Here is a 21,823-nt window from a genome sequence, read left to right as displayed (position 1 = left end):
TTTCGCGACACAAGGCCGCTCCTACAGGATAGCGGCGCCCTTCAGACCGGCGCCGTCCCTGTAGGAGCGGCCTTGTGTCGCGAAAGGGCCGCAAAGCGGCCCCAGCTTTTCTCTAGTGATTAAAGCGCTGCAATCCGCGCATGCTGCTCGGTGAAGTTGGCCAGGGCCTGTTCGGACTCGGCCAGCTTGGCGCGTTCCTTCTCGATCACGGCAGGTGGTGCCTTGTCGACGAAGGCGGCGTTGGACAGCTTGCCACCCACGCGTGCCACTTCACCCTGCAGGCGCTGGATTTCCTTGTTCAGGCGCGCCAGCTCGGCATCCTTGTCGATCAGGCCGGCCATTGGCACCAGCACTTGCAGGTCACCGACCAGGGCGGTGGCCGACAGCGGCGCTTCGTCGGCATCGCCCAGTACGGTGAACGATTCGACCTTGGCCAGCTTCTTCAGCAGGGCTTCGTTTTCCTGCAGGCGACGCTGGTCGTCGGCGTTGGCGTTCTTAAGGAACAGCGGCAGCGGCTTGCCCGGGCCGATGTTCATTTCGGCGCGGATGTTGCGCAGGCCGACCATCAGCTCCTTGAGCCACTCGATGTCGCCTTCGGCGGCAGCATCGATGCGGCTTTCATTGGCCACCGGCCATGGCTGCAGCATGATGGTCTTGCCTTCGATGCCGGCCAGCGGCGCGATGCGCTGCCAGATTTCTTCGGTGATGAACGGCATGAACGGATGCGCCAGGCGCAGCGCCACTTCCAGCACGCGCACCAGGGTGCGGCGGGTGCCACGGGCGCGCTCGACCGGGGCGTTCTCGTCCCACAGCACCGGCTTGGACAGCTCCAGGTACCAGTCGCAGTACTGGTTCCAGATGAACTCGTACAGCGCTTGGCTGGCCAGGTCGAAGCGGAACTGCTCCAGCTGGCGGGTCACTTCGGCTTCGGTACGCTGCAGCTGCGAGATGATCCAGCGGTCGGCCAGCGACAGCTCGTAGGCCTCGCCGTTCTGGCCGCAGTCTTCGCCCTTGTCCAGCACGTAGCGGGCGGCGTTCCAGATCTTGTTGCAGAAGTTGCGGTAGCCTTCGACGCGGCCCATGTCGAACTTGATGTCACGGCCGGTGGAGGCCAACGAGCAGAAGGTGAAGCGCAGGGCGTCGGTGCCGTAGCTGGCGATACCTTCGGGGAACTCGGCCTTGGTCTGCTTGGCGATTTTTTCGGCAAGCTTGGGCTGCATCATGCCGCTGGTGCGTTTTTCCAGCAGGGCGTCGAGGGTGATGCCGTCGACGATGTCCAGCGGGTCCAGCACGTTGCCCTTGGACTTGGACATCTTCTGGCCCTGGCCGTCACGTACCAGGCCGTGCACGTATACGGTCTTGAACGGTACCTGCGGGGTGCCATCCTCGTTCTTGATCAGGTGCATGGTCAGCATGATCATGCGCGCAACCCAGAAGAAGATGATGTCGAAGCCGGTTACCAGCACATCGGTGGAGTGGAATTTCTTGAGGAACTCGGTCTGTTCCGGCCAGCCCAGGGTGGAGAAGGTCCACAGGCCCGAGCTGAACCAGGTGTCGAGTACGTCGTCGTCCTGGCGCAGGACCACGTCGGCGCCCAGGTTGTGCTTGGCGCGCACTTCTTCCTCGTTGCGGCCGACATAGACCTGGCCTGCCTCGTCGTACCATGCCGGGATGCGGTGGCCCCACCACAGCTGTCGGCTGATGCACCAGTCCTGGATGTCACGCATCCAGGAGAAGTACATGTTCTCGTACTGCTTGGGCACGAACTGGATGCGGCCATCTTCCACGGCGGCGATGGCAGGTTCTGCCAGCGGCTTGGTGGAAACGTACCACTGGTCGGTCAGCCACGGCTCGATGACGGTGCCCGAACGGTCGCCTTTCGGCACTTTCAGCGCGTGGTCGTCGATGCTCACCAGCAGGCCCTGGGCATCCAGGTCGGCGACGATCTGCTTGCGTGCGACGAAGCGGTCGAGGTTGGCGTACTGGGCCGGCAGGCGGGTGTCCACCTGATCGTTGATGCTGCCGTCGAGGTTGAAGGCCTGCGCGCTGGCCAGCACGAAGGCATTCTTGTCGAAGATGTTCAGCAGCGGCAGGTTGTGGCGTTTGCCGACTTCGTAGTCGTTGAAGTCGTGGGCCGGGGTGATCTTCACGCAGCCGGTACCGAACTCGGGGTCGCAGTAGTCGTCGGCGATGATCGGGATGCGGCGGCCGACCAGCGGCAATTCGACGAACTTGCCGATCAGTGCCTGGTAGCGCTCGTCGTTCGGGTTGACTGCCACGGCCGCGTCACCCAGCAGGGTTTCCGGACGGGTGGTGGCGACGACCAGGTAGTCCTTGCCTTCGGCGGTCTTGGCGCCGTCGGCCAGCGGGTAGCGCAGGTTCCACAGGTGGCCCTTCTCGTCGTGGTTTTCCACTTCGAGGTCGGAGATGGCCGTGTGCAGCTTGGTGTCCCAGTTGACCAGGCGCTTGCCGCGGTAGATCAGGCCGTCTTCATGCAGGCGCACGAAGGCTTCCTTGACCGCTTCGGACAGGCCGTCGTCCATGGTGAAACGCTCGCGGCTCCAGTCGACCGACGAGCCCAGACGGCGGATCTGACGGCTGATGTTGCCGCCGGACTGGTCCTTCCATTCCCAGACCTTTTCCAGGAACTTTTCGCGGCCCAGGTCATGACGGTTCTGGCCCTTGGCCTCTAGCTGGCGCTCGACCAGCATCTGGGTGGCGATACCGGCGTGGTCGGTGCCTGGCTGCCACAGGGTGTCGCGGCCTTGCATGCGGCGGAAACGGATCAGGGCGTCCATGATCGCGTTGTTGAACCCGTGGCCCATGTGCAGGCTGCCGGTCACGTTCGGCGGCGGGATCATGATGGTGTAGGACTCGCCTGCACCTTGTGGAGCGAAATAGTTCTCGGACTCCCAGGTGTTGTACCAGGAAGTTTCGATGGCGTGCGGCTGGTAGGTCTTATCCATGCGCGGCGGGACCCTGTGCATTTATTCGGGAAAGCCGGGAAGTATAACCAAGCTGGGGGCCGCAGGCGACAAGCTGCTGACAACTGTCGGAACAGTGGCGCCTGCTTCGCGGGCACGCCCGCTCCCACAGGTCCACCACAGGTCTTGCGGGCTGTGGGGACCCTGTGGGAGCGGGCGTGCCCGCGAAGCAGGCGACCTGGATGTTCGGAATCTACTCGGAACGCTTGATCAACCGCTCAATCCGCGCATCCAGTCGGCGCTTGATCTCGTTCTCGATGTGCGGGGTGAAGTCGTTGATCACGTCCTGCATGATCATCTGCGCCGCCGCACGCAGTTCGCTTTCCAGGTGCAGCAGGGTGTCCTGGCGACGGGTCTGCGGGTCGTCTTCGGGTTCGGCAGCTACCGGTTCGGCCGCAGGCACATGGTTGCCGGGCGCTTCTTCCAGCAGCAACGGGATCTGCTCCACCGTCTCGGTCAGCAGCGGTGGTTGCAGGTCGGCGTCGCCAAGCAACTGGCGTATCGACTCGAGGTCATCGAGAAGATGGGCGGAATCGGGCAGGGGGGAGGGTTTGTCCATCGTCGTCAAAGTCGCTGTAAGCGGTGGTCTTGCAGAGCATAGCCCTGTTCACGGTAGAAACGGAATCGTTCACGGGCCGATTGGCGGATGCCAGGCTCTTCGACGACGATTTCGGCCACCCGCTCGAACTGGCCGACGAAGGCCGGTACGCCGGCGCCCAGGTTGATCAACAGGTCGTGGTGGTCGCCCGCACTGTCGGCGGCCAGGCCCAATGCCACGCTGGCATCGGCATGTACCTCCGCGAGGTCGTGGGGCACGAAGGCCTCGCCCTTGAAGCGCCACAGGCGTTGGTCCAGCTCGGTGCGCTGCTCGGCGTCCTGGCAATGCAGGTAGACCCGGTGGCCAAGGCGCCAGGCCTTTTCGCACAGCTTGCAGGCGAAATCGAGCCGCGCCGACAGCGAGTCGGTGGGCAGGATGTAGAAATCGACTTTGCTCATGGTGGTATCGCCGGCCGGTGGCGCGCGCGCTGCCACCGGCTCAATGGCGTCAGGCGCCGGCGCGGTCCAGCAGGTACTGGGTCAGCAGGGGTACAGGGCGGCCAGTGGCGCCCTTGTCCTTGCCGCCGCTGACCCAGGCAGTGCCGGCGATGTCCATGTGCGCCCAGTCGTAGGCCTTGGCAAAGCGCGACAGGAAGCAGCCGGCGGTGATGGTGCCGGCCTTCGGTCCGCCGATGTTGCCCATGTCGGCGAACGGGCTGTCCAGTTGCTCCTGGTACTCATCGAACAGCGGCAGCTGCCAGGCACGGTCGTCGGCGCGCTTGCCGGCGTCGAGCAACTGGCCGACCAGGTCGTCGTTGTTGCCCATCAGGCCGGTGGTGTGGCTGCCCAGGGCGACGATGCAGGCACCGGTCAGGGTGGCGATGTCGATGACTGCCTGCGGCTTGAAGCGCTCGGCGTAGGTCAGGGTGTCGCACAACACCAGGCGGCCTTCGGCGTCGGTGTTGAGGATTTCCACGGTCTGCCCGCTCATGGTGGTGACGATGTCACCCGGGCGGGTGGCGCCGCCGCTCGGCATGTTCTCGGCGCAGGCCAGCAGGCACACCAGGTTGACCGGCAGCTGCAGCTCGAGCACCGCACGCAGGGTGCCGAGCACGCTGGCGGCACCGCACATGTCGTACTTCATTTCGTCCATGCCGGCACCAGGCTTGAGGCTGATGCCGCCGGTGTCGAAGGTAATGCCCTTGCCCACCAGCACGAACGGCTTGTCCGCCTTCTTGCCGCCCTGGTAGTTGAGCACGATCAGGCGTGGCGGCTGGTCGCTGCCCTGGCCGACGGCATAGAACGCGCCCATGCCGAGGTCCTTGATCTTCTTCTCGTCCAGCACTTCGACTTTCAGCGCCTTGTGCGCCTTGCCCAGGTCCTTGGCCTGTTCGGCCAGGAAGCTTGGGTGGCACAGGTTGGGCGGCAGGTTGCCCAGGTCGCGCGTGAAGGCCATGCCGGTGGCGATGGCACTGGCATGCTTGACGGCACGTTCGACCTCGGCCTGGCCGGTCTTGTCGGTCAGCAGGGTGACCTTCTTCAGGGCGCGCGGCTCTGCCTTCTGGCTCTTGAAACGATCGAACACGTACTCGCCGTCGAGCAGGGTTTCGGCCAGCAGGCGGTACTTGCCGTAGTGGGCGTCACGGTTGCTGACCGCGATGTCGTCCAGGGCCAGCACGGCGTCAGCGCCGTTCAGACCCTTGAGCACGCCGGCGACGCTGGCGACCAGTTTGCGCCAGGCGCGGTCGCCCAGGGCTTCGTCCTTGCCGCTGCCCACCAGCAGCACGCGCTCGGCCTTCAGGCCCGCGAGGTTCTGCAGAAGCAGGGTCTGGCCCGGTTTGCCGGCCAGGTCGCCACGCTTGAGCACGGCACTGATGGCGCCTTCGCTGGCCTGGTCGACGGCCTTGGCCACAGCGCCGAGCTTGCGGTTTTCACCTACCGGGAGGACCAGGGTGGCGGTTTTTACAGATGCAGCAGCTACGCTTTTTACAACCAGTTCCATGTCAGGATCCCCGAATGATCGATACAGTCGGCGCTGTGTATTCCAGCGCTCTGGACGGGCCTGGCCGCGTCGTCGCGCGCCAGCGGAAAAGCTGCCAGTTTGAGCCTGCGGCAAGCGTGCTGACAACCCCGTTATGCGCCTTCATGCGCGGCGAAGTGACAGGGGCGGTCAATCACAGGATAATGCGCGCACTTTACATGGAGGTTCGCCTTTGGCGAACCGGCATTGGTCTTGGCTGTACTAAGTCATTGTTTGGCGCCATTGATTGGCAGTCCGCCCTGACAACCCAGGAGTGTCTGGTTTGATCGTCTTTCGTTATCTGTCCCGCGAGGTCCTGGTGACCTTGAGCGCCGTCAGCGCCGTGCTGCTGGTGATCATCATGAGCGGGCGCTTCATCAAGTACCTGGCCCAGGCTGCCCAGGGTGTGCTCGACCCGAGCGTGCTGTTCCTGATCATGGGCTTCCGTCTGCCGGGCTTCCTGCAGCTGATCCTGCCTTTGGGGCTGTTCCTCGGCATTCTCCTGGCGTACGGGCGCCTGTACCTGGAAAGCGAGATGACTGTGCTGTCGGCCACCGGTATGAGCCAGCAGCGCCTGCTGGGCTTGACCATGGCGCCGGCCGCCCTGGTCGCCCTGCTGGTGGCCTGGCTGAGCCTGAGCCTGGCGCCGCTTGGTGTTGCCCAGGTGCAGCAGATCATCAGCCAGCAGGATGCCCTGACAGAGTTCGACACCCTGGTGCCGGGCCGCTTCCAGACCCTGCGCGACGGCTCTCGGGTGACCTACACCGAAGAACTGTCGGATGACCGCATCAACCTGGCCGGGGTGTTCATTTCCGAGAAGCGCTTCAACCAGGACAAGACGAAGGACCGCGCCCCGTCAGTGCTGGTTGCCGAAAAAGGCCACCAGGAAATCCAGGCCGACGGCAACCGCTACCTGGTGCTGGAAAACGGTTACCGTTACGACGGCAACCCGGGCCAGGCCGATTACCGTGCTATCAAGTACGACACCTACGGCGTGCTGCTGCCCAAGCCGGAAGTCGCCGAGGAAGTGACCGATCGCGAAGCCATCCCCACTTCCGAGCTGATCGGCAAGAAGGACCTGCGTGAGCGCGCTGAGCTGCAATGGCGGCTGTCGCTGCCGATCCTGGTGTTCATCGTCACCATGCTGGCGGTGCCGCTGTCCCGGGTCAACCCGCGCCAGGGTCGCTTCCTCAAGCTGCTGCCGGCAATTCTTCTGTACATGGCTTACCTGACAATGCTGATTTCCGTACGTGGCGCCCTAGAGAAGGGCAAACTGCCGATCGCCCTGGGCATGTGGTGGGTCCACGGCCTGTTCCTGCTGATCGGTCTGGGCCTGATGTACTGGGAGCCGCTGCGCCTCAAGCGCGCTGCCCGTCGTGCGGAGGTGGCCCATGGGTAAGCTCGACCGCTACATCGGCCAGAGCGTTCTGCTGGCCATTCTCGCCGTGTTGGGGATCATCCTCGGCCTGGCTTCGCTGTTTGCCTTCATCGACGAGATGAACGACCTGAGTGACACCTACACGGTGATGGAGGCGGGCAACTTCGTCCTGCTGACCGCACCACGGCGCCTGTACGAAATGCTGCCGATGGCCGCCTTGATCGGCTGCCTGATTGGCCTGGGCAGCCTGGCCAGCAGCAGCGAACTGACCATCATGCGTGCTGCCGGGGTTTCCATCGGGCGCATCGTCTGGGCGGTGATGAAGCCGATGCTGGTACTGATGCTGGTCGGCCTGCTGATTGGCGAGTACGTGGCGCCGGTGACCGAGAACAAGGCCCAGGCCGACCGTTCCCTGGCCCAGGGCGGTGGTGAGGCGCAAAGCTCCAAGCGCGGCATGTGGCACCGCCAGGGCGAGGAGTACGTGCACATCAACGCCGTGCAGCCTAACGGCCTGCTGCTGGGTGTGACCCGTTACCGCTTCGACAGCGAGCGCAAGATCGTCACCTCCAGCTTCGCCCGCCGTGCACAGTACCAGGACGACCACTGGATGCTCAGCGACGTGCGCACCACCTTCTTCCGTGGCGACCACACTGAAGTGGTGACCGCGCCGCAGGAGCGCTGGGACGTTTCGCTCACCCCGCAACTGCTCAATACCGTGATCCTGGCGCCGGAGTCGCTGTCCATCACTGGGCTGTGGGGCTACATCCACTACCTGTCCGACCAGGGCCTGAACAATGCCCGTTACTGGCTGGCGTTCTGGACCAAGGTATTGCAGCCGATGGTGACCGCGGCGCTGGTGCTGATGGCCATTTCCTTCATCTTCGGCCCGCTGCGTTCGGTAACCCTTGGCCAGCGCGTGTTCACCGGTGTACTGGTGGGCTTCGTGTTCCGCATCGCCCAGGACCTGTTGGGGCCTTCGAGCCAGGTGTTCGGCTTCCCGCCGCTGCTGGCGGTGGTGATCCCGGCAGGCATCTGTGCATTGGCCGGGGTGTGGTTGTTGCGTCGGGCAGGTTGATGGCCTGAGCAGTACAAAAAAGCCGACCCCAGGGTCGGCTTTTTGCTGCATTTGTGTTGCCTTCTTCGCGGGCTTGCCCGCTCTCACAGGTTCATCACAAGTCCTGAGGATGGTGAGGTTCCTGTGGGAGCGGGCGAGCCCGCGAAGAGGCCAGCACAGGCAATACAGGTCTCAGCTCATTTCTTCTGCTTCGGCACCCGCACCAGCTGGCTTTCCGAATAGATGTCATGCCAGCCCCTCTGGCGCTTGTCGATCAACGCCCAGAAAAAACCCAGCCCCAGGCACAGCCACGAGGCAATCGACACCACGAAGCGCAGCAGCGCCTGCCACAGGCTGATGGCCGTGCCATCGGCGTTCTGCACCCGCACGCCCCACACCTGCATGCCCAGGGTCTGCCCGCCATGGGTCCAGAACTTGGCAAAGAAACCGAACAGGACGAACAGCAGCACCGTCGACAGCAGAGGGTCGCCGTCCAGTGCGCCAGCCTCGGTCAATTCACGCATGCGGGCTTCGCCGATGATCGCCATCTGGATCATCTTGTAGGCGCCGGCGGTCACGATCAGCAGCGCCGTGCACAGCAGGAAGTCGTAGAACATCGCCGCCAGGCGCCGGCCCAGGCCGACCGGCGGAAAATCACCCTGAGGTGTGAGCTGAGGCTTGGACATGCAAAACGGCTCCAGAAGACGAAGCTGCTATTCTACGGGCAAAAAAAAGCCCCTGCACATGGCAGGGGCTTTTCTCGAAGTCGGGTTCGGCTTAGCCGGCGACCTGAACTTTGTCAGCCTGCATGCCTTTCTGGCCCTGGACTGCTTCGAAGGTGACCTTCTGGCCTTCTTTCAGGCTCTTGAAGCCGTTACCTTCGATAGCGCGGAAGTGTACGAACAGATCCGGACCGCTTTCTGGGGTGATGAAGCCGTAACCTTTTTCGTCATTGAACCACTTGACGGTACCGTTCTGACGCTCAGCCATTGTCTTATTTCCTATGAAGCTTGAATTTTGATGACAGTTTCTTTTGCAATAAAGGAAGCAAAAGATTACTGGGCTGGGTTGCAGGAAAGTAAGAGACGTCGAACGGGTTGTAGCAGATTGCGGCTACTGGCCCAGGTCACGAACTGTTGCGACCCATGCAAACACAGTGCGGTGACTCTACGCCAACTCCCGAGCGAAAAACAAGCCCTTGGTCGTATGGAAAATCGGCCGTTTGCCGATAACCGACCGATTTGTCGGAAACGGCATGGCGCCTGGCCTGGCGCCATGTTCAAAAGTAATTGGACAGGTTCGAAAACGAATATGTAGAACCTGCCCGCAACCTTCACAAAGCGGCTTCAGCCCCGGTAGTAACGTTGTGCCACGAAAGGCATTTTGCTGACTTTCAAGGCAACCTTCTTGCCACGCACCACGGCAAACAGTGGGGTGTCGATAGCGGTATGTTCACTATCGATATAACCCATTGCTACAGGTGCACCGAGTGTCGGGCCAAAGCCGCCGCTGCACACTTTGCCTACAGGTTTATCGTTTGCATCGACAATATCCGCGCCTTCGCGTACTGGCGTACGTTCCTGCGGCAACAGGCCCACACGTTTGCGCGACACGCCCTCGCGCTGATGGGCGAAGATGGCCTCGGCCCCCGGGAAGCCGGCGGCACGCGCGCCATCGGCACGGCGAACCTTGGAAATGGCCCACAGCAGGCTGGCTTCCACCGGCGTGGTTTCGGTATTCATGTCGTGGCCATACAGGCACAGGCCGGCTTCCAGGCGCAGCGAGTCACGCGCACCCAGGCCGATCGGTTGTACTTCGGGCTCTGCCAGCAGGCGGCGGGCCAGGGCTTCGGCGGCATGCACCGGTACCGAAATTTCGTAGCCATCTTCGCCGGTGTAGCCTGAGCGGCTGACGAAGCAGTCTTCGCCCAGCAGTTTCACCGGGCGGAACTGCATGAAGGTCATGCCGGCCACTTCCGGGGCCAGGCGTTCCAGCACCTTGACTGCCGCCGGGCCTTGCAAGGCCAGCAGGGCGCGCTGCTCGAACAGTGGCTGTACCTCGCAACGGCTGCCGATGTGCGCTTGCAGGTGGGCCAGGTCCTGATCCTTGCAGGCGGCGTTGACCACAAGGAACAGCGTGTCGTCGCCCAGGTTGGCAACCATCAGGTCGTCGAGGATGCCGCCTTGCTCATTGGTGAACATGGCATAGCGCTGCATGCCCATCGGCAGGTCGATGATATCCACCGGCACCAGGCTTTCCAGGGCCTTGGCGGCATCGGTGCCGCGCAGGGTGATCTGGCCCATGTGCGAGACATCGAACAGGCCGGCCTGCTCGCGCGTGTGCAGGTGTTCCTTGAGCACGCCCAACGGATACTGCACCGGCATGTCATAGCCGGCGAACGGCACCATGCGCGCACCCAGTTCCAGGTGCAGGGCGTGCAGTGGGGTCTTGAGCAGTGTTTCGGACATCGGTGACTCCTTGCTGTTGTTGTCGGGTCAACATTCGATGATGTTGACGGCCAGGCCGCCACGGGCGGTCTCTTTGTATTTGCTTTTCATGTCGGCGCCGGTCTGGCGCATGGTGCGGATGACCTTGTCGAGCGACACGTAGTGCTGCCCGTCGCCGCGCAAGGCCATGCGCACCGCGTTGATCGCCTTCACCGAGCCCATGGCGTTGCGCTCGATGCAAGGCACCTGGACCAGCCCGCCAATCGGGTCGCAGGTCAGGCCCAGGTTGTGTTCCATGCCGATTTCGGCAGCGTTTTCCACCTGTTGCACGCTGCCACCCATCACCTCGCACAGCGCCCCGGCGGCCATCGAGCAGGCCACGCCGACCTCGCCCTGGCAGCCTACTTCGGCACCGGAGATGGAGGCGTTTTCCTTGTACAGGATGCCGATGGCCGCGGCGGTGAGCAGAAACCGTACCACCCCGTCCTCGTTGGCTCCCGGTACGAAGCGCATGTAGTAGTGCAGCACCGCCGGGACAATGCCCGCTGCGCCGTTGGTCGGCGCAGTGACCACACGCCCGCCGTAGGCGTTTTCCTCGTTCACTGCCAGGGCATAGAGGTTGACCCAGTCGAGCACCGACAGGGCATCGCGCAGGCTGGCCTCGGGATTGCGGCTCAGTTGGCGGTACAACGCCGGCGCCCGGCGCTTGACCTTGAGCCCGCCCGGCAGGATGCCTTCATGCTGGCAACCGGCTTCGACGCAGTCCTGCATCACCTGCCAGATGCGCAGCAGCCCGGCACGGGTTTCCGCCTCGGGGCGCCAAGCCGCCTCGTTGGCCAGCATTACCTGGCTGACCGACAGGTTTTGTCCGGTGCAATGGCCGAGCAGCTCCTTGGCGGTCTTGAACGGGTAGGTCAGCGGTGTGCTGTCCTCGACGATGCGGTCGTGGCCGGCAGCGTCCTGGTCGACCACGAAACCGCCGCCCACCGAGTAGTACTCGCGGCTGCGGATTTGCAGGCCGGCCTCGTCGAAGGCGCGGAAGATCATGCCGTTGGGGTGGTAGTCCAGCGGCTTGCGGATCATCGCCAGGTGCTGCTTTTCGATGAACGCGATGCTGTGCTCGCCGAGCAGGTTCAGCCGACCGCTGTCGCGGATGGCCTGCAGGCGGGCAGGGATGGTGTCGGTGTCGATGACATCGGGGTGTTCGCCTTCAAGGCCCAGCAGCACGGCCTTGTCGCTGCCGTGGCCCTTGCCGGTGGCGCCGAGCGAGCCGTACAGCTCGGCCTTGACGCTGACCGTGCCGGCAAGCAGGCCATCACGGCGCAGCCCTTCGGCGAAGCGCGCGGCGGCGCGCATCGGGCCGACCGTGTGCGAGCTGGAGGGGCCGATGCCGATCTTGAACAGGTCGAAGACGCTCAAAGACATGGTGGACCTCCAGCCAGGAATATTGGGCAAACGGTGAACTCTGTGGGAGCGGGGAGCAAAGCGAGGCAGGGGGGGGGGCTGGGAGGGAGTAAGGGACCTTGATTGTTGGGTGGTTGCTTATTTCCCCCCCCCCCTCCCCCCCCCCCCCCCCCCCCCCCCCCCCCCCCCCCGCTCCCACAGCGGACCACACCTTGAGTCAGGTGGCGGGCCCGAGGGCTATCAGGCGTCCTGATAGCTCTCGATCGACGGGCAGGCGCACACCAGGTTGCGGTCGCCGAACACGTTGTCGACCCGACCGACCGGCGGCCAGTACTTGCCTTCCACCAGGCTTGGCAGCGGGTACACCGCCTGCTCGCGGCTGTAGCCATGGGCCCATTCGCCAACCAGCTCGGCCGCAGTGTGCGGGGCGTTCCTCAGCGGGTTGTCGTCCTTGTCCAGGCTACCGTTCTCGACCGCGCGAATTTCTTCGCGGATCTGGATCATCGCGTCGCAGAAGCGGTCCAGTTCTTCCTTGGACTCGCTTTCGGTCGGTTCGATCATCAGCGTGCCCGCCACCGGGAAGGACATGGTCGGGGCGTGGAAGCCGAAGTCGATCAGGCGCTTGGCCACGTCGTCGACGCTGATGCCGCTGGTGTCCTTCAGCGGGCGCAGGTCGAGGATGCACTCGTGGGCCACCAGGCCATTGCCGCCGGTATACAGAACAGGATAGTGCTCTTCCAGGCGACGGGCGATGTAGTTGGCGTTGAGGATCGCCATCTGCGAGGCACGCTTGAGACCGGCACCGCCCATCATGCGGATATACATCCAGGTGATCGGCAGGATGCTGGCGCTGCCGAACGGCGCGGCACAAACCGCGCCCTCGGTGTTTTCCAGCTGCGCGTGGCCGGGCAGGAACGGCGCCAGGTGCGACTTGACACCGATCGGGCCGACGCCCGGGCCGCCACCGCCGTGCGGGATGCAGAAGGTCTTGTGCAGGTTCAGGTGGGAAACGTCGCCGCCGAACTTGCCCGGGGCGCACAGGCCGACCATGGCGTTCATGTTGGCGCCGTCGATGTACACCTGGCCACCGTTGTCGTGGATGATCGCGCAGATTTCGCCGATCGCTTCCTCGAATACGCCGTGGGTCGACGGGTAGGTGATCATGATCGCGGCCAGGCGCTCGCGGTGCTCGATGGCCTTGGCGCGCAGGTCCTCGACATCGACGTTGCCGCGGGCATCACAGGCGGTGACCACCACGCGCATGCCGGCCATGTGCGCGGTTGCCGGGTTGGTGCCGTGGGCCGACGACGGGATCAGGCAGATGTCGCGGTGGCCTTCGCCACGGCTGCGGTGGTAGGCGCGGATGGCCAGCAGGCCTGCGTACTCGCCCTGGGAACCGGCGTTGGGCTGCAGCGACACGGCGTCGTAGCCGGTGGCGGCGCAGAGCATGGCTTCCAGCTCGGTGGTCATCTGCAGGTAGCCCTGGCTCTGCTCGGCCGGGGCGAACGGGTGCAGGTTGCCGAACTCGGCCCAGGTGACCGGGATCATTTCGCTGGCGGCGTTCAGCTTCATGGTGCACGAGCCCAGCGGGATCATGCTGCGATCCAGCGCCAGGTCCTTGTCGGCAAGGCGGCGCAGGTAGCGCATCAGCTCGGTTTCGCTGTGGTAGCGGTTGAATACCGGGTGCGAGAGGATGGCCGACTGGCGCAGCAGGGCGGCAGGCAGCAGCGAGCCGGTGCTGGCGGCAAGCGCGTTGAAGTCCGGCTGGGCCTGGTCGCCACCGATCAGTTGCCACAGGCTCTCGACATCGGCCTGGCTAGTGGTTTCGTCCAGCGACAGGCCCACGTGGGCAGCGTCGATCTGGCGCAGGTTGATGCCCTGGGCGCGGGCCTTGTCATGCAGGCTGGCAGTGGCGCTGCCGGTGGCCAGGGTCAGGGTGTCGAAGGCGCTGGCGCCCACTACCTGCACGCCCAGCGTCTTCAGGCCGGCGGCCAGGATCGCGGTCAGGGCATGGGTACGTTCGGCGATGCGCTTGAGGCCGGCCGGGCCGTGGTACACGGCGAACATGCTGGCGATGTTGGCCAGCAGCACCTGGGCGGTGCAGATGTTGCTGGTGGCCTTTTCGCGGCGGATGTGCTGTTCGCGGGTCTGCATGGCCAGGCGCAGGGCGGTCTTGCCGAAGCGGTCGATCGACACGCCGACCAGGCGGCCTGGCATGTCGCGCTTGAATGCGTCACGGGTGGAGAAGTAGGCCGCGTGCGGGCCACCAAAGCCCAGCGGCACACCGAAGCGCTGGGCGCTGCCGATGGCCACGTCGGCGCCAAACTCGCCCGGTGGGGTCAGCAGGGTCAGGGCCAGCAGGTCGGCGGCCACGGCGACCAGGGCGTTGGCGGCGTGGAAGCGCTCGACCACTTCGCGGTAGTCGAACACTTCACCGTTGCTGGCCGGGTATTGCAGCAGGGCGCCGAAGAAGGCGCTGACATCGCCCAGCTCGCGTTCGTCGCCGACCACTATCTCGATACCCAGCGGCTCGGCACGGGTGCGCAGCACGTCGAGGGTTTGCGGGTGGCAGTGCACGGAGGCGAAGAAGGCGTGGCTGGCCTTGTTCTTCGACAGGCGCTTGCAGAAGGTCATGGCCTCGGCCGCAGCGGTGGCTTCGTCGAGCAGGGAGGCGTTGGCGATCGGCAGGCCGGTCAGGTCGCTGATCAGGGTCTGGAAGTTCAGCAGCGCTTCCAGGCGGCCCTGGGAAATTTCTGGCTGGTACGGGGTATAGGCGGTGTACCAGGCCGGGTTTTCCAGCAGGTTGCGCAGGATCGGCGCCGGAGTGTGGGTGTTGTAGTAGCCCTGGCCGATGTAGCTCTTGAACAGCTGGTTCTTGCCGGCGATGGCCTTGAGCGCGGCAAGGGCGTCGGCTTCGCTTTGGCCGTCGTGCGAGCCGAGCACGCTGGTGCCTTTGATGCTGTCGGGAATGACCGCGGCGGTCATGGCTTCCAGCGAGTCGAAGCCGAGGGCGGCCAGCATGGCTTGCTCGTCAGCGGCGCGCGGGCCGATGTGGCGGGCGATGAATTCGTTGGCGGTGCCGAGGTTGATAGTCATGGCGGGGTTCCTCAGGCGTCGTCGTTGGCTTTGATCAGGCGGTCGTAGGCGTCCTGGTCGAGCAGGGCGGCCACGGCGCTGGCATCGGCGGGAATGAAGCGGAAGAACCAGCCTTCGCCCATCGGGTCTTCGTTGACCAGTTCCGGGCTGTCTTCGAGTTGGTCGTTGATCTGGACCACTTCGCCGGTCAGGGGCATGTACACACCGCTGGCGGCCTTGACCGACTCGACGGTGGACGCTTCGCTGCCTTTCTCATACTGCTGCAACTCTGGCAGTTGCACGAAAACCACATCGCCAAGGGCATTCTGGGCGTAGGCGGTGATGCCCACGGTAACGCTGCCATCGGCTTCGACGCGCAGCCATTCGTGATCTTCAGTGAAACGCAACTCGCTCATGGGGAATCCTCGGGAAGCAGGGCGTTAGGCGCGGTGGCTCCGCGCTCTTGGGGTTGGGATTCCCTTAGCAAAAATGCGGCCAATCGTTAAAAAACGTTATAAATCAATATGTTAATTATTTTACGTATTCAGTTTGTCATACTTGTGGAATGAAAACGCTACAGCGGGAGGGGGATGAAAAAGGGTTTGGGGATCAAACCCTTGCACTGCCGTATCTGAATGGGTGTGTATCGATTTGAATACGGTGTATTTAAATCGATACGGTGTTGCCTGCGGGGTGCCAGTCTTTGCGGCTAAAAACATCCGCGCTCCAATAACGGCTGCCGTTCTGGTGTTGGCGAGTCCAGCCCTTTGCAATGAGCTCCTTGGCAATCATCCGGTTCATGAAACCGTGACCTAGCAGCAGTACCGGCCCTTCGCTTGCAAGTGATAACAGCCGTTGTGCTGCCATGCTGGCGCGAAGCCTGGCACCGCTGACCGTTTCGACATTGCGCGAGTAACCACACAACCACAGGAGGCGAAGGATGAATGCCCAGGTAAACGGTGAAAGTCGAGGCAACTTCCATTGGCCATACGGCAGGTGCGCTTCACAAAAAAGCGCATCGACGTGGCTGGGCTCAAGACCGAGCGCCTGCAGCGAGCTCAATGCACGTGGCGCTGTGCTCGAGACAATCACCCTCGCCGTTGTGGCGAGCTGCAGGCTGGCGGCCGGGACGGGCTGGTCGGTAATTTCGGCGCGGTTGTAGCCTTCGATCCAGTCCTTCATATCCAGCGCTGACACTTTGTTGCTTGTAACCAGTGCGGGCTGGCCGTGGCGCATCAAGATTATTTCCGCGGTCATGGTGTAACTACTTCCTTGTCCTGGTGGGCGCGCCCTGTTGTTCAAACCAGCCGTGATCACGATACCACGCCACGGTATCGGCGATTGTCAGCTCCAGCGCCCGAAAGCTCAGGCCAAGCGCGTGCTCGCTTTTGCTGTGGTTGAAACGCGTACGATCCTTTTCGCGTACCAGCAGGCGCAGCGTGGCCAAGCTCAGCAGGATGGGCTGGCCGGTGAGCCGTGAATACATTTCCTGCACTGCGGCCAGGCAGAACAACAACGGCAACGGTAAATGCCGTGCTGGCGTTCGTACGCCTGCCAGACGGCCCACTATTGGTATCAGTTCAGCCATGGTCATATGCCGCCCGGCGGCCAGGTAGCGTTCGCCACTTCGTCCTTGCGTGGCTGCTGCAATGTGCGCCAAAGCCACATCGCGGGCATCGACCACCGAGAAACTGCCCGGGATCAAGCCAGGCAGTTTGCCGTGCACGACATCGTTGACCAGTTGCCCGGACGACGTAGGGCCGATGTCGCCAGGGCCCCACATCCAGCCGGGGAGCACCATGCAGGCGTGCATGTCGGGGCAGGCATCGAGAAACTCAGTCACGACGCGGTCGGCGAGGATCTTGCTGCGGTAGTAGTCATCTGCATCTGCTTCGGCCCGCAGGCATGTCTCATCGATCGACGTGCCTGGTGCCCCGTCGAGCACTGCAATGGACGAGGTATGGATAAACCGCCGGATGCCGGCCAGGTAGGCCTGTTCCAACAGGCGGCGGGTACCGGTCACATTGATCTGCTCGAGTGCTTGCCAATGGCTGCCGCCTTTGTAGTTGTCACGAAAGAACGCCGCAGTATGGAACACCGTGTCGCAGCCGCGCAGCGATGCCGCGAAAGCGTCGACATCGGCCATGTCGCCTTCGACCAGCTCCACTTCGGGCACATCACCGAACTGCTGTTCCCCCTTTGCTCTTGACCGCACCAGCCCTTTGACCGTGTAGCCATGAGCGACCAGTTCACGGACCAGGTTGTTGCCCAGCAAGCCGGTTGCTCCGGTAACGAACACATTGCGCATGGCTCAACCCTCGCTCTGTTCGGCAGATGGCTTCAACATGGCACTGTCGAAAAACACCGCTTCACGGATGGCCAGGCCATTTCTGAAGGTGAAGTGCGCCGCATAGTGCACGCAAATCCGACGCCCATGGGCCGGAACGATCACGCCTGCTGGCAGCAGCAGCGGGGCAGTGAAGGTGCCGGTCAGGACGGCGGTCATTGCCAGCCGATCGTCCGAGACCATGAATGGGGTCAGGGCCACCTGGGCATCAGGGAGTGCGCTGAACAGCGCCATCTCCCGCGCGCGCATGGCTTCGCGCCCGGTTTGGGTCGTCATGCCGTCCAGGTACACGAAGTCTTCGTCGACCAGTGCCAGCAGCCCTTGCACATCACGCTGGTTAAAGGCATTGGCGGCGCGTTGGGCATAGTCCTTGGGGCTAGTCATCATGCAATCCATTCCATTTGTTCAGAGGGGCCCAAGGTATACTCCCGCGCTTGCTGTCGAAAAACAGCGCCTACTGCATAGTGGGTTTGCGAATTTGCAGACCAGGGAGAGGCCAGCACATATGGCATTGCAGGAAAACTGGGACGATCTTCGGCTCCTATTGGCCGTATCGCGGCGTGGCAGCTTTCTTCGCGCTGGCGAGTTGCTGGGTATTGCACCATCGACCGTTTCGCGTCGCCTGACCCAGCTTGAGGCTGCATTGGGCGAGCCGCTCGTCGAGCGGGGCGTAGAGGGATGCAGGCTGACCTCGCGCGGTCAATCGCTGGTCGAAGTGGCCCAGGCAGCAGAAGCTGGGCTACGGCGCCAGACGCCTGCTGGCGCAGCCGAGCTGCCTTGCGAACTCTCTGGCACTGTGCAGGTGAGCGCAGGGGAAGGCTTCTCGACTTGCGTACTGGAGGCGGCCAATCGCTTCACCGGACTACACCCGGGTTGCTCGGTGGAGTTGACCGTGACCGCCGACTTCCACAAGATCGTCCGGGGTGTGGCGGACATTGCCGTGCGCACGGCCCACCTGGGTGAGCCCTCACTGATTTATCGGCCGATAGGCCGGCTTGGCTATGGTGTGTTCGCCGCTGCTGGTTACCTGCACCGTTTTCCGGGGGTTACCCCTGCGACGGCGGTCAATATCGGCCTGCTTCCGCCGCTGGACGTGTTGCCGCAAGTACGTGCGGCAAAGGCGGGGGGGCTGGAACGTGCGCCGATCCGCGTGACCTCGTTCAGCGCACAGCTCGAATCGGTGAGACGAGGCATGGGGGTGGCGGTACTGCCCCGGATTCTGGCCAAGGATTTGATCGAGTTGTTCGTCGACCTTCCCCTTCCAGATTTGGAGGTCTACATGGTGACCCGGCCACAGGCATTGAAGCAGCCTCACATAAAGTGCTTTTTCTCGATCCTGGAGGAAATGCTGCACCAGGCCCTGTCTACGGATTCTGGGCAGGACCTGGCGCAGCAACATACCGGCTGAGCGTACAGCGTCTGGCTCAAAAGAACGGCAACGCCAGATACAGCTTGATGACGATGACATTGATGATGTCGATGAAGAACGCCCCCACCATCGGCACCACCAGGAAGGCAATGCGCGAGGCTCCGTAGCGCTGGGTCACCGCTTGCATGTTGGCGATTGCCGTTGGCGTTGCACCCAGGCCGAAACCACAGTGCCCGGCAGCCAGTACCGCTGCATCATAGTTGCGGCCCATGACCCGGAATGTGACGAATATCGCGAACAGTGCCATGACCAATGTCTGTGCGGCGAGCAATGCAAAGAATGGTAATGCCAGCGCTGAAAGGTCCCACAACTTGAGCGACATCAAGGCAATGGCCAGGAATAACGACAAACTCACATTGCCCAATACCGAGACTTCCCGTTCGAAGACTTGATAAAAGCCGAGCGCCGAAAGGCCGTTTCGCAACACCACGCCCACAAACAACACGCAAACGAACGTTGGCAGTTCAAACGCAGTGCCTTTCAGCATACCGTTAAGTAACGAGCCTGCGAGCAAACTGACAGCGATCAGCGCCAATGTTTCGATAAATGAAAACGGCGTGATCAAGCGTTCTTTGTCTGGTTGTTCGAAACCCTTGGGCAGTTGTGGTGCTGGTTCTTCGATACCAGGTGTCGTTACCCGTCTGATCAGCAACCGGGCGACCGGGCCACCAATAAGGCCACCCAGTACCAGGCCGAAGGTAGCTGATGCCATTGCCAGTTCGGAGGCCGACGCCAGACCGAACTTTTCGGTGAAAGTGGCCCCCCACGCGGCGCCTGTACCGTGACCGCCGGACAATGTAATAGAGCCGGCCAGCAGGCCCATCAGCGGGTCGAGGCCCAGTGCCGTTGCCAGGCCGATGCCCATGGCGTTCTGGACCAGCAGCAAGCCGGTTACCACCAGCAGGAACACGGTAACCACGCGGCCACCTTTTTTCAGGCTGGCGAAGTCTGCACTCAAACCGATGGTGGCGAAGAATGCCAGCATCAGAGGAGTTTGCAGTGAAGTATCGAATTGCACGTGGATATCGAAACTGCGCAACGCCAGGAACGCCAAGGCCACTACCAGGCCGCCAGCGACAGGTTCCGGAATATTGTAAGTGCGCAGGAAACCAATACGCGCGACCAGGCCGCGCCCCAATAACAGTACCAAAGAGGCGGCTACAAGCGTCCCGTAAAAATCGAGTTCAAACATCAGGTGCTCTCGTTATATCCAGTAGCGGACCACTTCCCGCTATGGGGCGGAAAAGTGGGGTGACAGGTGGGAATACACTGTCACCATTCTACGAGGCATACGTGGGAGAGTGTCTTTCAGTGGCGTAGGAAAAGCCTGAATAACAACCGTGTTATTACAATAACTATCAGGGGCCGCTTTGCGGCCCATCGCAGGCAAGCCAGCTCCCACAGGTATTGCGCAGATTTCAGGACGTGTGCGGATACCTGTGGGAGCTGGCTTGCCTGCGATGGGCTGCGTAGCAGCCCCGTTGACGCTATCTGACAGGTATCAGGCTTTGCCCGGTATTCCATATTTGCGCAGGCGCTGCGCAATGGCGGTATGTGAAGTTTGCAAGCGCCCGGCCAGTTGCCGCGTCGATGGGTAGCTGGCGTACAGGCGTTGCAGCAGTTCGCGCTCGAAATCGCCCACGGCCTGCTCCAGGCTGGCCACTTCGCCGTCCTGACCACGGGCCACCGAGGTGCCGGCGATGTCCAGGTCACCAATATCCACCAGGTTGCCCTCGCAGATGGCTGCGGCGCGGAATATCACGTTCTGCAGCTGGCGCACATTGCCCGGCCAAGGGTTGGCCAGTAGTGCCGAATGGGTAGCCGGGGTCAGCCTGCAGGGTGGACGCTGGATCTGCGTGCAGGCCTGCTGCATGAAGAAATGCGCCAGCATCAGGATGTCCTGGCCACGGTCGCGCAGCGGTGGCACTTGCAGATTGAGCACGTTCAGGCGGTAGAACAGGTCTTCGCGGAAGCTGCCTTCGGCGACCATGCGCTCCAGGTCGCGGTGGGTGGCGCTGATGATGCGTACATCCACCTTCACTTCGCGGTCACCACCCACCCGGCGGAAGCTGCCATCGCTGAGAAAGCGCAGCAGCTTGGCCTGCAGGTATGGCGACATCTCGCCGATTTCATCGAGAAACACCGTGCCCTGGTTGGCCAGCTCCATCAACCCGGGCTTGCCGCCCCGTTGCGCACCGGTGAAGGCCCCGGGGGCGTAGCCGAACAGTTCGCTTTCAGCCAGGCTCTCGGGCAGCGCGGCACAGTTCAGGGCCAGGAATGGCGCCGCGTGGCGGCTGCTGATGGCGTGGCAGGCGCGGGCTACCAGTTCTTTGCCGGTGCCGGTTTCGCCATGCACCAGCAGCGGTGCATCGAGCGCCGCCACGCGCAGGGCGCGGGCCTTGAGGGTGCGGATGGCCGGTGACTCGCCGAGCAAGGCATCGAAGCCTTCGGCATGGTCGTGGTGCAGGGCCGACAGGCGTTCGCCCATGCGCGTAGGCGGGTACAGCGTCAGCAGGCCACCGGCGTTGGTGATCGGCATGGCGTCCAGCAACAGGCTCTGGCCGTTGAGCTGCATCTCGCGCATGGGCAGGTGGAAGTTGTTGTCCAGCAGGGCCTGCAGCAGCGCCGGGTCGCCGAACAGCTCACCCACCGAGCGCCCGGCCGATTCGCGGCCGCACAGTTCGATCAGCGCCGGGTTGGCCAGCAGCACCTTGCCGGCACTGTCCACGGCCAGCACCGGGTCGCTCATCGCCGCCAGCAGGGCATCGAGCTGCAGGTGCCGGCGTTGGCCAGGGAGGATGTCGACCACGTCCACCGATTGCACGCCATGTACCTCGAACAGCGCGTCGTGCAGTTCTTCGAGTACGGCGGGGCTGAGGGTAGGGGCGTCGATGTAGACGTTCGGCGGGACCATCTCCACGGCGTCCAGGTTGAGGTTGCGGGCACCGAGCAGGGCGAGGACTTCCTGGGTGATGCCGACGCGGTCGATGAAGCTGACGTGGATGCGCATGGGGAGGGTGCGGTTGTGGCTGGGGGAGGGCGGTAGTATGCCTCAACATTGTCGGGGCCGCTTTGCGGCCCATCGCGACACAAGGCCGCTCCCCCCAAGACAACGCCACACCCCCTCGAAGAAAGACTTTGTTTTAAT

General features: G+C 63.1%; 19 protein-coding genes. 4 read left to right on the top strand and 15 right to left on the bottom strand.

Going from position 1 to position 21,823, the window contains the following annotated elements; translation table 11 throughout:
• Positions 1-119 precede the first annotated feature (119 nt).
• The 4 genes from ACLCGK_RS04465 to ACLCGK_RS04450 all read right to left on the bottom strand — a co-directional run bounded on the left by ACLCGK_RS04465 (position 120) and on the right by ACLCGK_RS04450 (position 5,523).
• Complete coding sequence (locus tag ACLCGK_RS04465; protein WP_100412848.1) at positions 120-2,966, bottom strand: valine--tRNA ligase; 2,847 nt, start codon at positions 2,964-2,966, stop codon at positions 120-122.
• Between the two features lie 211 nt (positions 2,967-3,177).
• Positions 3,178-3,543 carry a hypothetical protein gene (locus ACLCGK_RS04460; protein ID WP_013971096.1) on the bottom strand — a complete coding sequence of 122 codons (366 nt, stop codon included), beginning with the start codon at positions 3,541-3,543 and terminating at the stop codon, positions 3,178-3,180.
• 5 nt (positions 3,544-3,548) lie between these two features.
• Positions 3,549-3,980: a DNA polymerase III subunit chi gene (locus tag ACLCGK_RS04455; protein ID WP_410951373.1), complete on the bottom strand. Its 432-nt coding sequence runs from the start codon at positions 3,978-3,980 to the stop codon at positions 3,549-3,551.
• A 49-nt stretch (positions 3,981-4,029) separates the two neighbouring features.
• Positions 4,030-5,523 carry a leucyl aminopeptidase gene (locus tag ACLCGK_RS04450; protein WP_410951372.1) on the bottom strand — a complete coding sequence of 498 codons (1,494 nt, stop codon included), beginning with the start codon at positions 5,521-5,523 and terminating at the stop codon, positions 4,030-4,032.
• A gap of 14 nt (positions 5,524-5,537) precedes the next feature.
• On the opposite strand from ACLCGK_RS04450, the gene ACLCGK_RS04445 reads away from it, so the two are divergent.
• The 3 genes from ACLCGK_RS04445 to lptG are packed head-to-tail and all read left to right on the top strand — an operon-like array spanning position 5,538 to position 7,994.
• The gene (locus ACLCGK_RS04445; protein WP_023661648.1) at positions 5,538-5,828 is read left to right on the top strand and encodes a hypothetical protein; all 291 of its coding nucleotides are present in this window, start codon (positions 5,538-5,540) and stop codon (positions 5,826-5,828) included.
• The gene (lptF, locus tag ACLCGK_RS04440) at positions 5,825-6,940 is read left to right on the top strand and encodes an LPS export ABC transporter permease LptF (RefSeq protein ID WP_397460472.1); all 1,116 of its coding nucleotides are present in this window, start codon (positions 5,825-5,827) and stop codon (positions 6,938-6,940) included. The genes ACLCGK_RS04445 and lptF overlap by 4 nt, the downstream gene beginning before the upstream one ends.
• Complete coding sequence (gene lptG / locus ACLCGK_RS04435; protein WP_013971100.1) at positions 6,933-7,994, top strand: LPS export ABC transporter permease LptG; 1,062 nt, start codon at positions 6,933-6,935, stop codon at positions 7,992-7,994. Before lptF ends, lptG begins: the two co-directional genes overlap by 8 nt.
• 176 nt (positions 7,995-8,170) lie before the next feature.
• Here lptG and ACLCGK_RS04430 read toward each other — a convergent pair whose 3' ends face one another.
• The 9 genes from ACLCGK_RS04430 to ACLCGK_RS04390 all read right to left on the bottom strand — a co-directional run bounded on the left by ACLCGK_RS04430 (position 8,171) and on the right by ACLCGK_RS04390 (position 17,633).
• Complete coding sequence (locus tag ACLCGK_RS04430) at positions 8,171-8,659, bottom strand: RDD family protein (RefSeq protein WP_013971101.1); 489 nt, start codon at positions 8,657-8,659, stop codon at positions 8,171-8,173.
• 91 nt (positions 8,660-8,750) lie between these two features.
• Entirely contained in the window at positions 8,751-8,963 is a 213-nt protein-coding gene (locus ACLCGK_RS04425) for a cold-shock protein (protein WP_003257941.1), read from the bottom strand.
• A gap of 356 nt (positions 8,964-9,319) precedes the next feature.
• Positions 9,320-10,441 (bottom strand): glycine cleavage system aminomethyltransferase GcvT, encoded by a 1,122-nt coding sequence (gene gcvT, locus ACLCGK_RS04420; RefSeq protein ID WP_410951371.1) that lies wholly within the window; start codon positions 10,439-10,441, stop codon positions 9,320-9,322.
• A 27-nt stretch (positions 10,442-10,468) separates the two neighbouring features.
• The gene (locus ACLCGK_RS04415; protein ID WP_410951370.1) at positions 10,469-11,845 is read right to left on the bottom strand and encodes an L-serine ammonia-lyase; all 1,377 of its coding nucleotides are present in this window, start codon (positions 11,843-11,845) and stop codon (positions 10,469-10,471) included.
• Between the two features lie 219 nt (positions 11,846-12,064).
• A complete protein-coding gene (gene gcvP, locus ACLCGK_RS04410; protein WP_410951369.1) occupies positions 12,065-14,920 on the bottom strand; it encodes an aminomethyl-transferring glycine dehydrogenase in 2,856 nt (951 codons plus the stop codon).
• An 11-nt stretch (positions 14,921-14,931) separates the two neighbouring features.
• Positions 14,932-15,315, bottom strand: a complete 384-nt coding sequence (gcvH, locus tag ACLCGK_RS04405; protein WP_003257943.1) for a glycine cleavage system protein GcvH — start codon at positions 15,313-15,315, stop codon at positions 14,932-14,934.
• A 250-nt stretch (positions 15,316-15,565) separates the two neighbouring features.
• Positions 15,566-16,156 (bottom strand): histidine phosphatase family protein, encoded by a 591-nt coding sequence (locus ACLCGK_RS04400; RefSeq protein WP_196185079.1) that lies wholly within the window; start codon positions 16,154-16,156, stop codon positions 15,566-15,568.
• A 7-nt stretch (positions 16,157-16,163) separates the two neighbouring features.
• Complete coding sequence (locus ACLCGK_RS04395; RefSeq protein WP_410951368.1) at positions 16,164-17,207, bottom strand: SDR family oxidoreductase; 1,044 nt, start codon at positions 17,205-17,207, stop codon at positions 16,164-16,166.
• Positions 17,208-17,210: 3 nt separating this feature from the next.
• The gene (locus ACLCGK_RS04390; protein WP_015269083.1) at positions 17,211-17,633 is read right to left on the bottom strand and encodes an ester cyclase; all 423 of its coding nucleotides are present in this window, start codon (positions 17,631-17,633) and stop codon (positions 17,211-17,213) included.
• Between the two features lie 118 nt (positions 17,634-17,751).
• Here ACLCGK_RS04390 and ACLCGK_RS04385 point away from each other — a divergent pair, with 118 nt between their 5' ends.
• Complete coding sequence (locus tag ACLCGK_RS04385; RefSeq protein WP_023661115.1) at positions 17,752-18,654, top strand: LysR family transcriptional regulator; 903 nt, start codon at positions 17,752-17,754, stop codon at positions 18,652-18,654.
• A gap of 16 nt (positions 18,655-18,670) precedes the next feature.
• Here ACLCGK_RS04385 and gltS read toward each other — a convergent pair whose 3' ends face one another.
• Positions 18,671-19,867, bottom strand: a complete 1,197-nt coding sequence (gene gltS, locus ACLCGK_RS04380; protein ID WP_015269085.1) for a sodium/glutamate symporter — start codon at positions 19,865-19,867, stop codon at positions 18,671-18,673.
• Positions 19,868-20,176: 309 nt separating this feature from the next.
• Positions 20,177-21,685: a sigma-54-dependent transcriptional regulator gene (locus tag ACLCGK_RS04375; protein WP_013971110.1), complete on the bottom strand. Its 1,509-nt coding sequence runs from the start codon at positions 21,683-21,685 to the stop codon at positions 20,177-20,179.
• Positions 21,686-21,823: the final 138 nt, after the last annotated feature.

The organism is Pseudomonas sp. S1(2024) (assembly GCF_046557535.1).
This window is presented reverse-complemented; position numbering and strand designations above follow the sequence as displayed.

Bases quoted from the DNA above. Each gene is read 5' to 3' on its own strand.
- lptG (WP_013971100.1), top strand. From the start codon at position 6,933: ATGGGTAAGCTCGACCGCTACATCGGCCAGAGCGTTCTGCTGGCCATT.
- ACLCGK_RS04450 (WP_410951372.1), bottom strand. From the start codon at position 5,523: ATGGAACTGGTTGTAAAAAGCGTAGCTGCTGCATCTGTAAAAACCGCC.
- ACLCGK_RS04460 (WP_013971096.1), bottom strand. From the start codon at position 3,543: ATGGACAAACCCTCCCCCCTGCCCGATTCCGCCCATCTTCTCGATGAC.
- ACLCGK_RS04445 (WP_023661648.1), top strand. From the start codon at position 5,538: ATGATCGATACAGTCGGCGCTGTGTATTCCAGCGCTCTGGACGGGCCT.
- ACLCGK_RS04465 (WP_100412848.1), bottom strand. From the start codon at position 2,966: ATGGATAAGACCTACCAGCCGCACGCCATCGAAACTTCCTGGTACAAC.
- ACLCGK_RS04395 (WP_410951368.1), bottom strand. From the start codon at position 17,207: ATGCGCAATGTGTTCGTTACCGGAGCAACCGGCTTGCTGGGCAACAAC.
- ACLCGK_RS04375 (WP_013971110.1), bottom strand. From the start codon at position 21,685: ATGCGCATCCACGTCAGCTTCATCGACCGCGTCGGCATCACCCAGGAA.
- ACLCGK_RS04390 (WP_015269083.1), bottom strand. From the start codon at position 17,633: ATGATGACTAGCCCCAAGGACTATGCCCAACGCGCCGCCAATGCCTTT.
- gltS (WP_015269085.1), bottom strand. From the start codon at position 19,867: ATGTTTGAACTCGATTTTTACGGGACGCTTGTAGCCGCCTCTTTGGTA.
- gcvP (WP_410951369.1), bottom strand. From the start codon at position 14,920: ATGACTATCAACCTCGGCACCGCCAACGAATTCATCGCCCGCCACATC.
- ACLCGK_RS04385 (WP_023661115.1), top strand. From the start codon at position 17,752: ATGGCATTGCAGGAAAACTGGGACGATCTTCGGCTCCTATTGGCCGTA.
- ACLCGK_RS04455 (WP_410951373.1), bottom strand. From the start codon at position 3,980: ATGAGCAAAGTCGATTTCTACATCCTGCCCACCGACTCGCTGTCGGCG.
- ACLCGK_RS04425 (WP_003257941.1), bottom strand. From the start codon at position 8,963: ATGGCTGAGCGTCAGAACGGTACCGTCAAGTGGTTCAATGACGAAAAA.
- gcvT (WP_410951371.1), bottom strand. From the start codon at position 10,441: ATGTCCGAAACACTGCTCAAGACCCCACTGCACGCCCTGCACCTGGAA.
- ACLCGK_RS04430 (WP_013971101.1), bottom strand. From the start codon at position 8,659: ATGTCCAAGCCTCAGCTCACACCTCAGGGTGATTTTCCGCCGGTCGGC.
- ACLCGK_RS04400 (WP_196185079.1), bottom strand. From the start codon at position 16,156: ATGACCGCGGAAATAATCTTGATGCGCCACGGCCAGCCCGCACTGGTT.
- ACLCGK_RS04415 (WP_410951370.1), bottom strand. From the start codon at position 11,845: ATGTCTTTGAGCGTCTTCGACCTGTTCAAGATCGGCATCGGCCCCTCC.
- gcvH (WP_003257943.1), bottom strand. From the start codon at position 15,315: ATGAGCGAGTTGCGTTTCACTGAAGATCACGAATGGCTGCGCGTCGAA.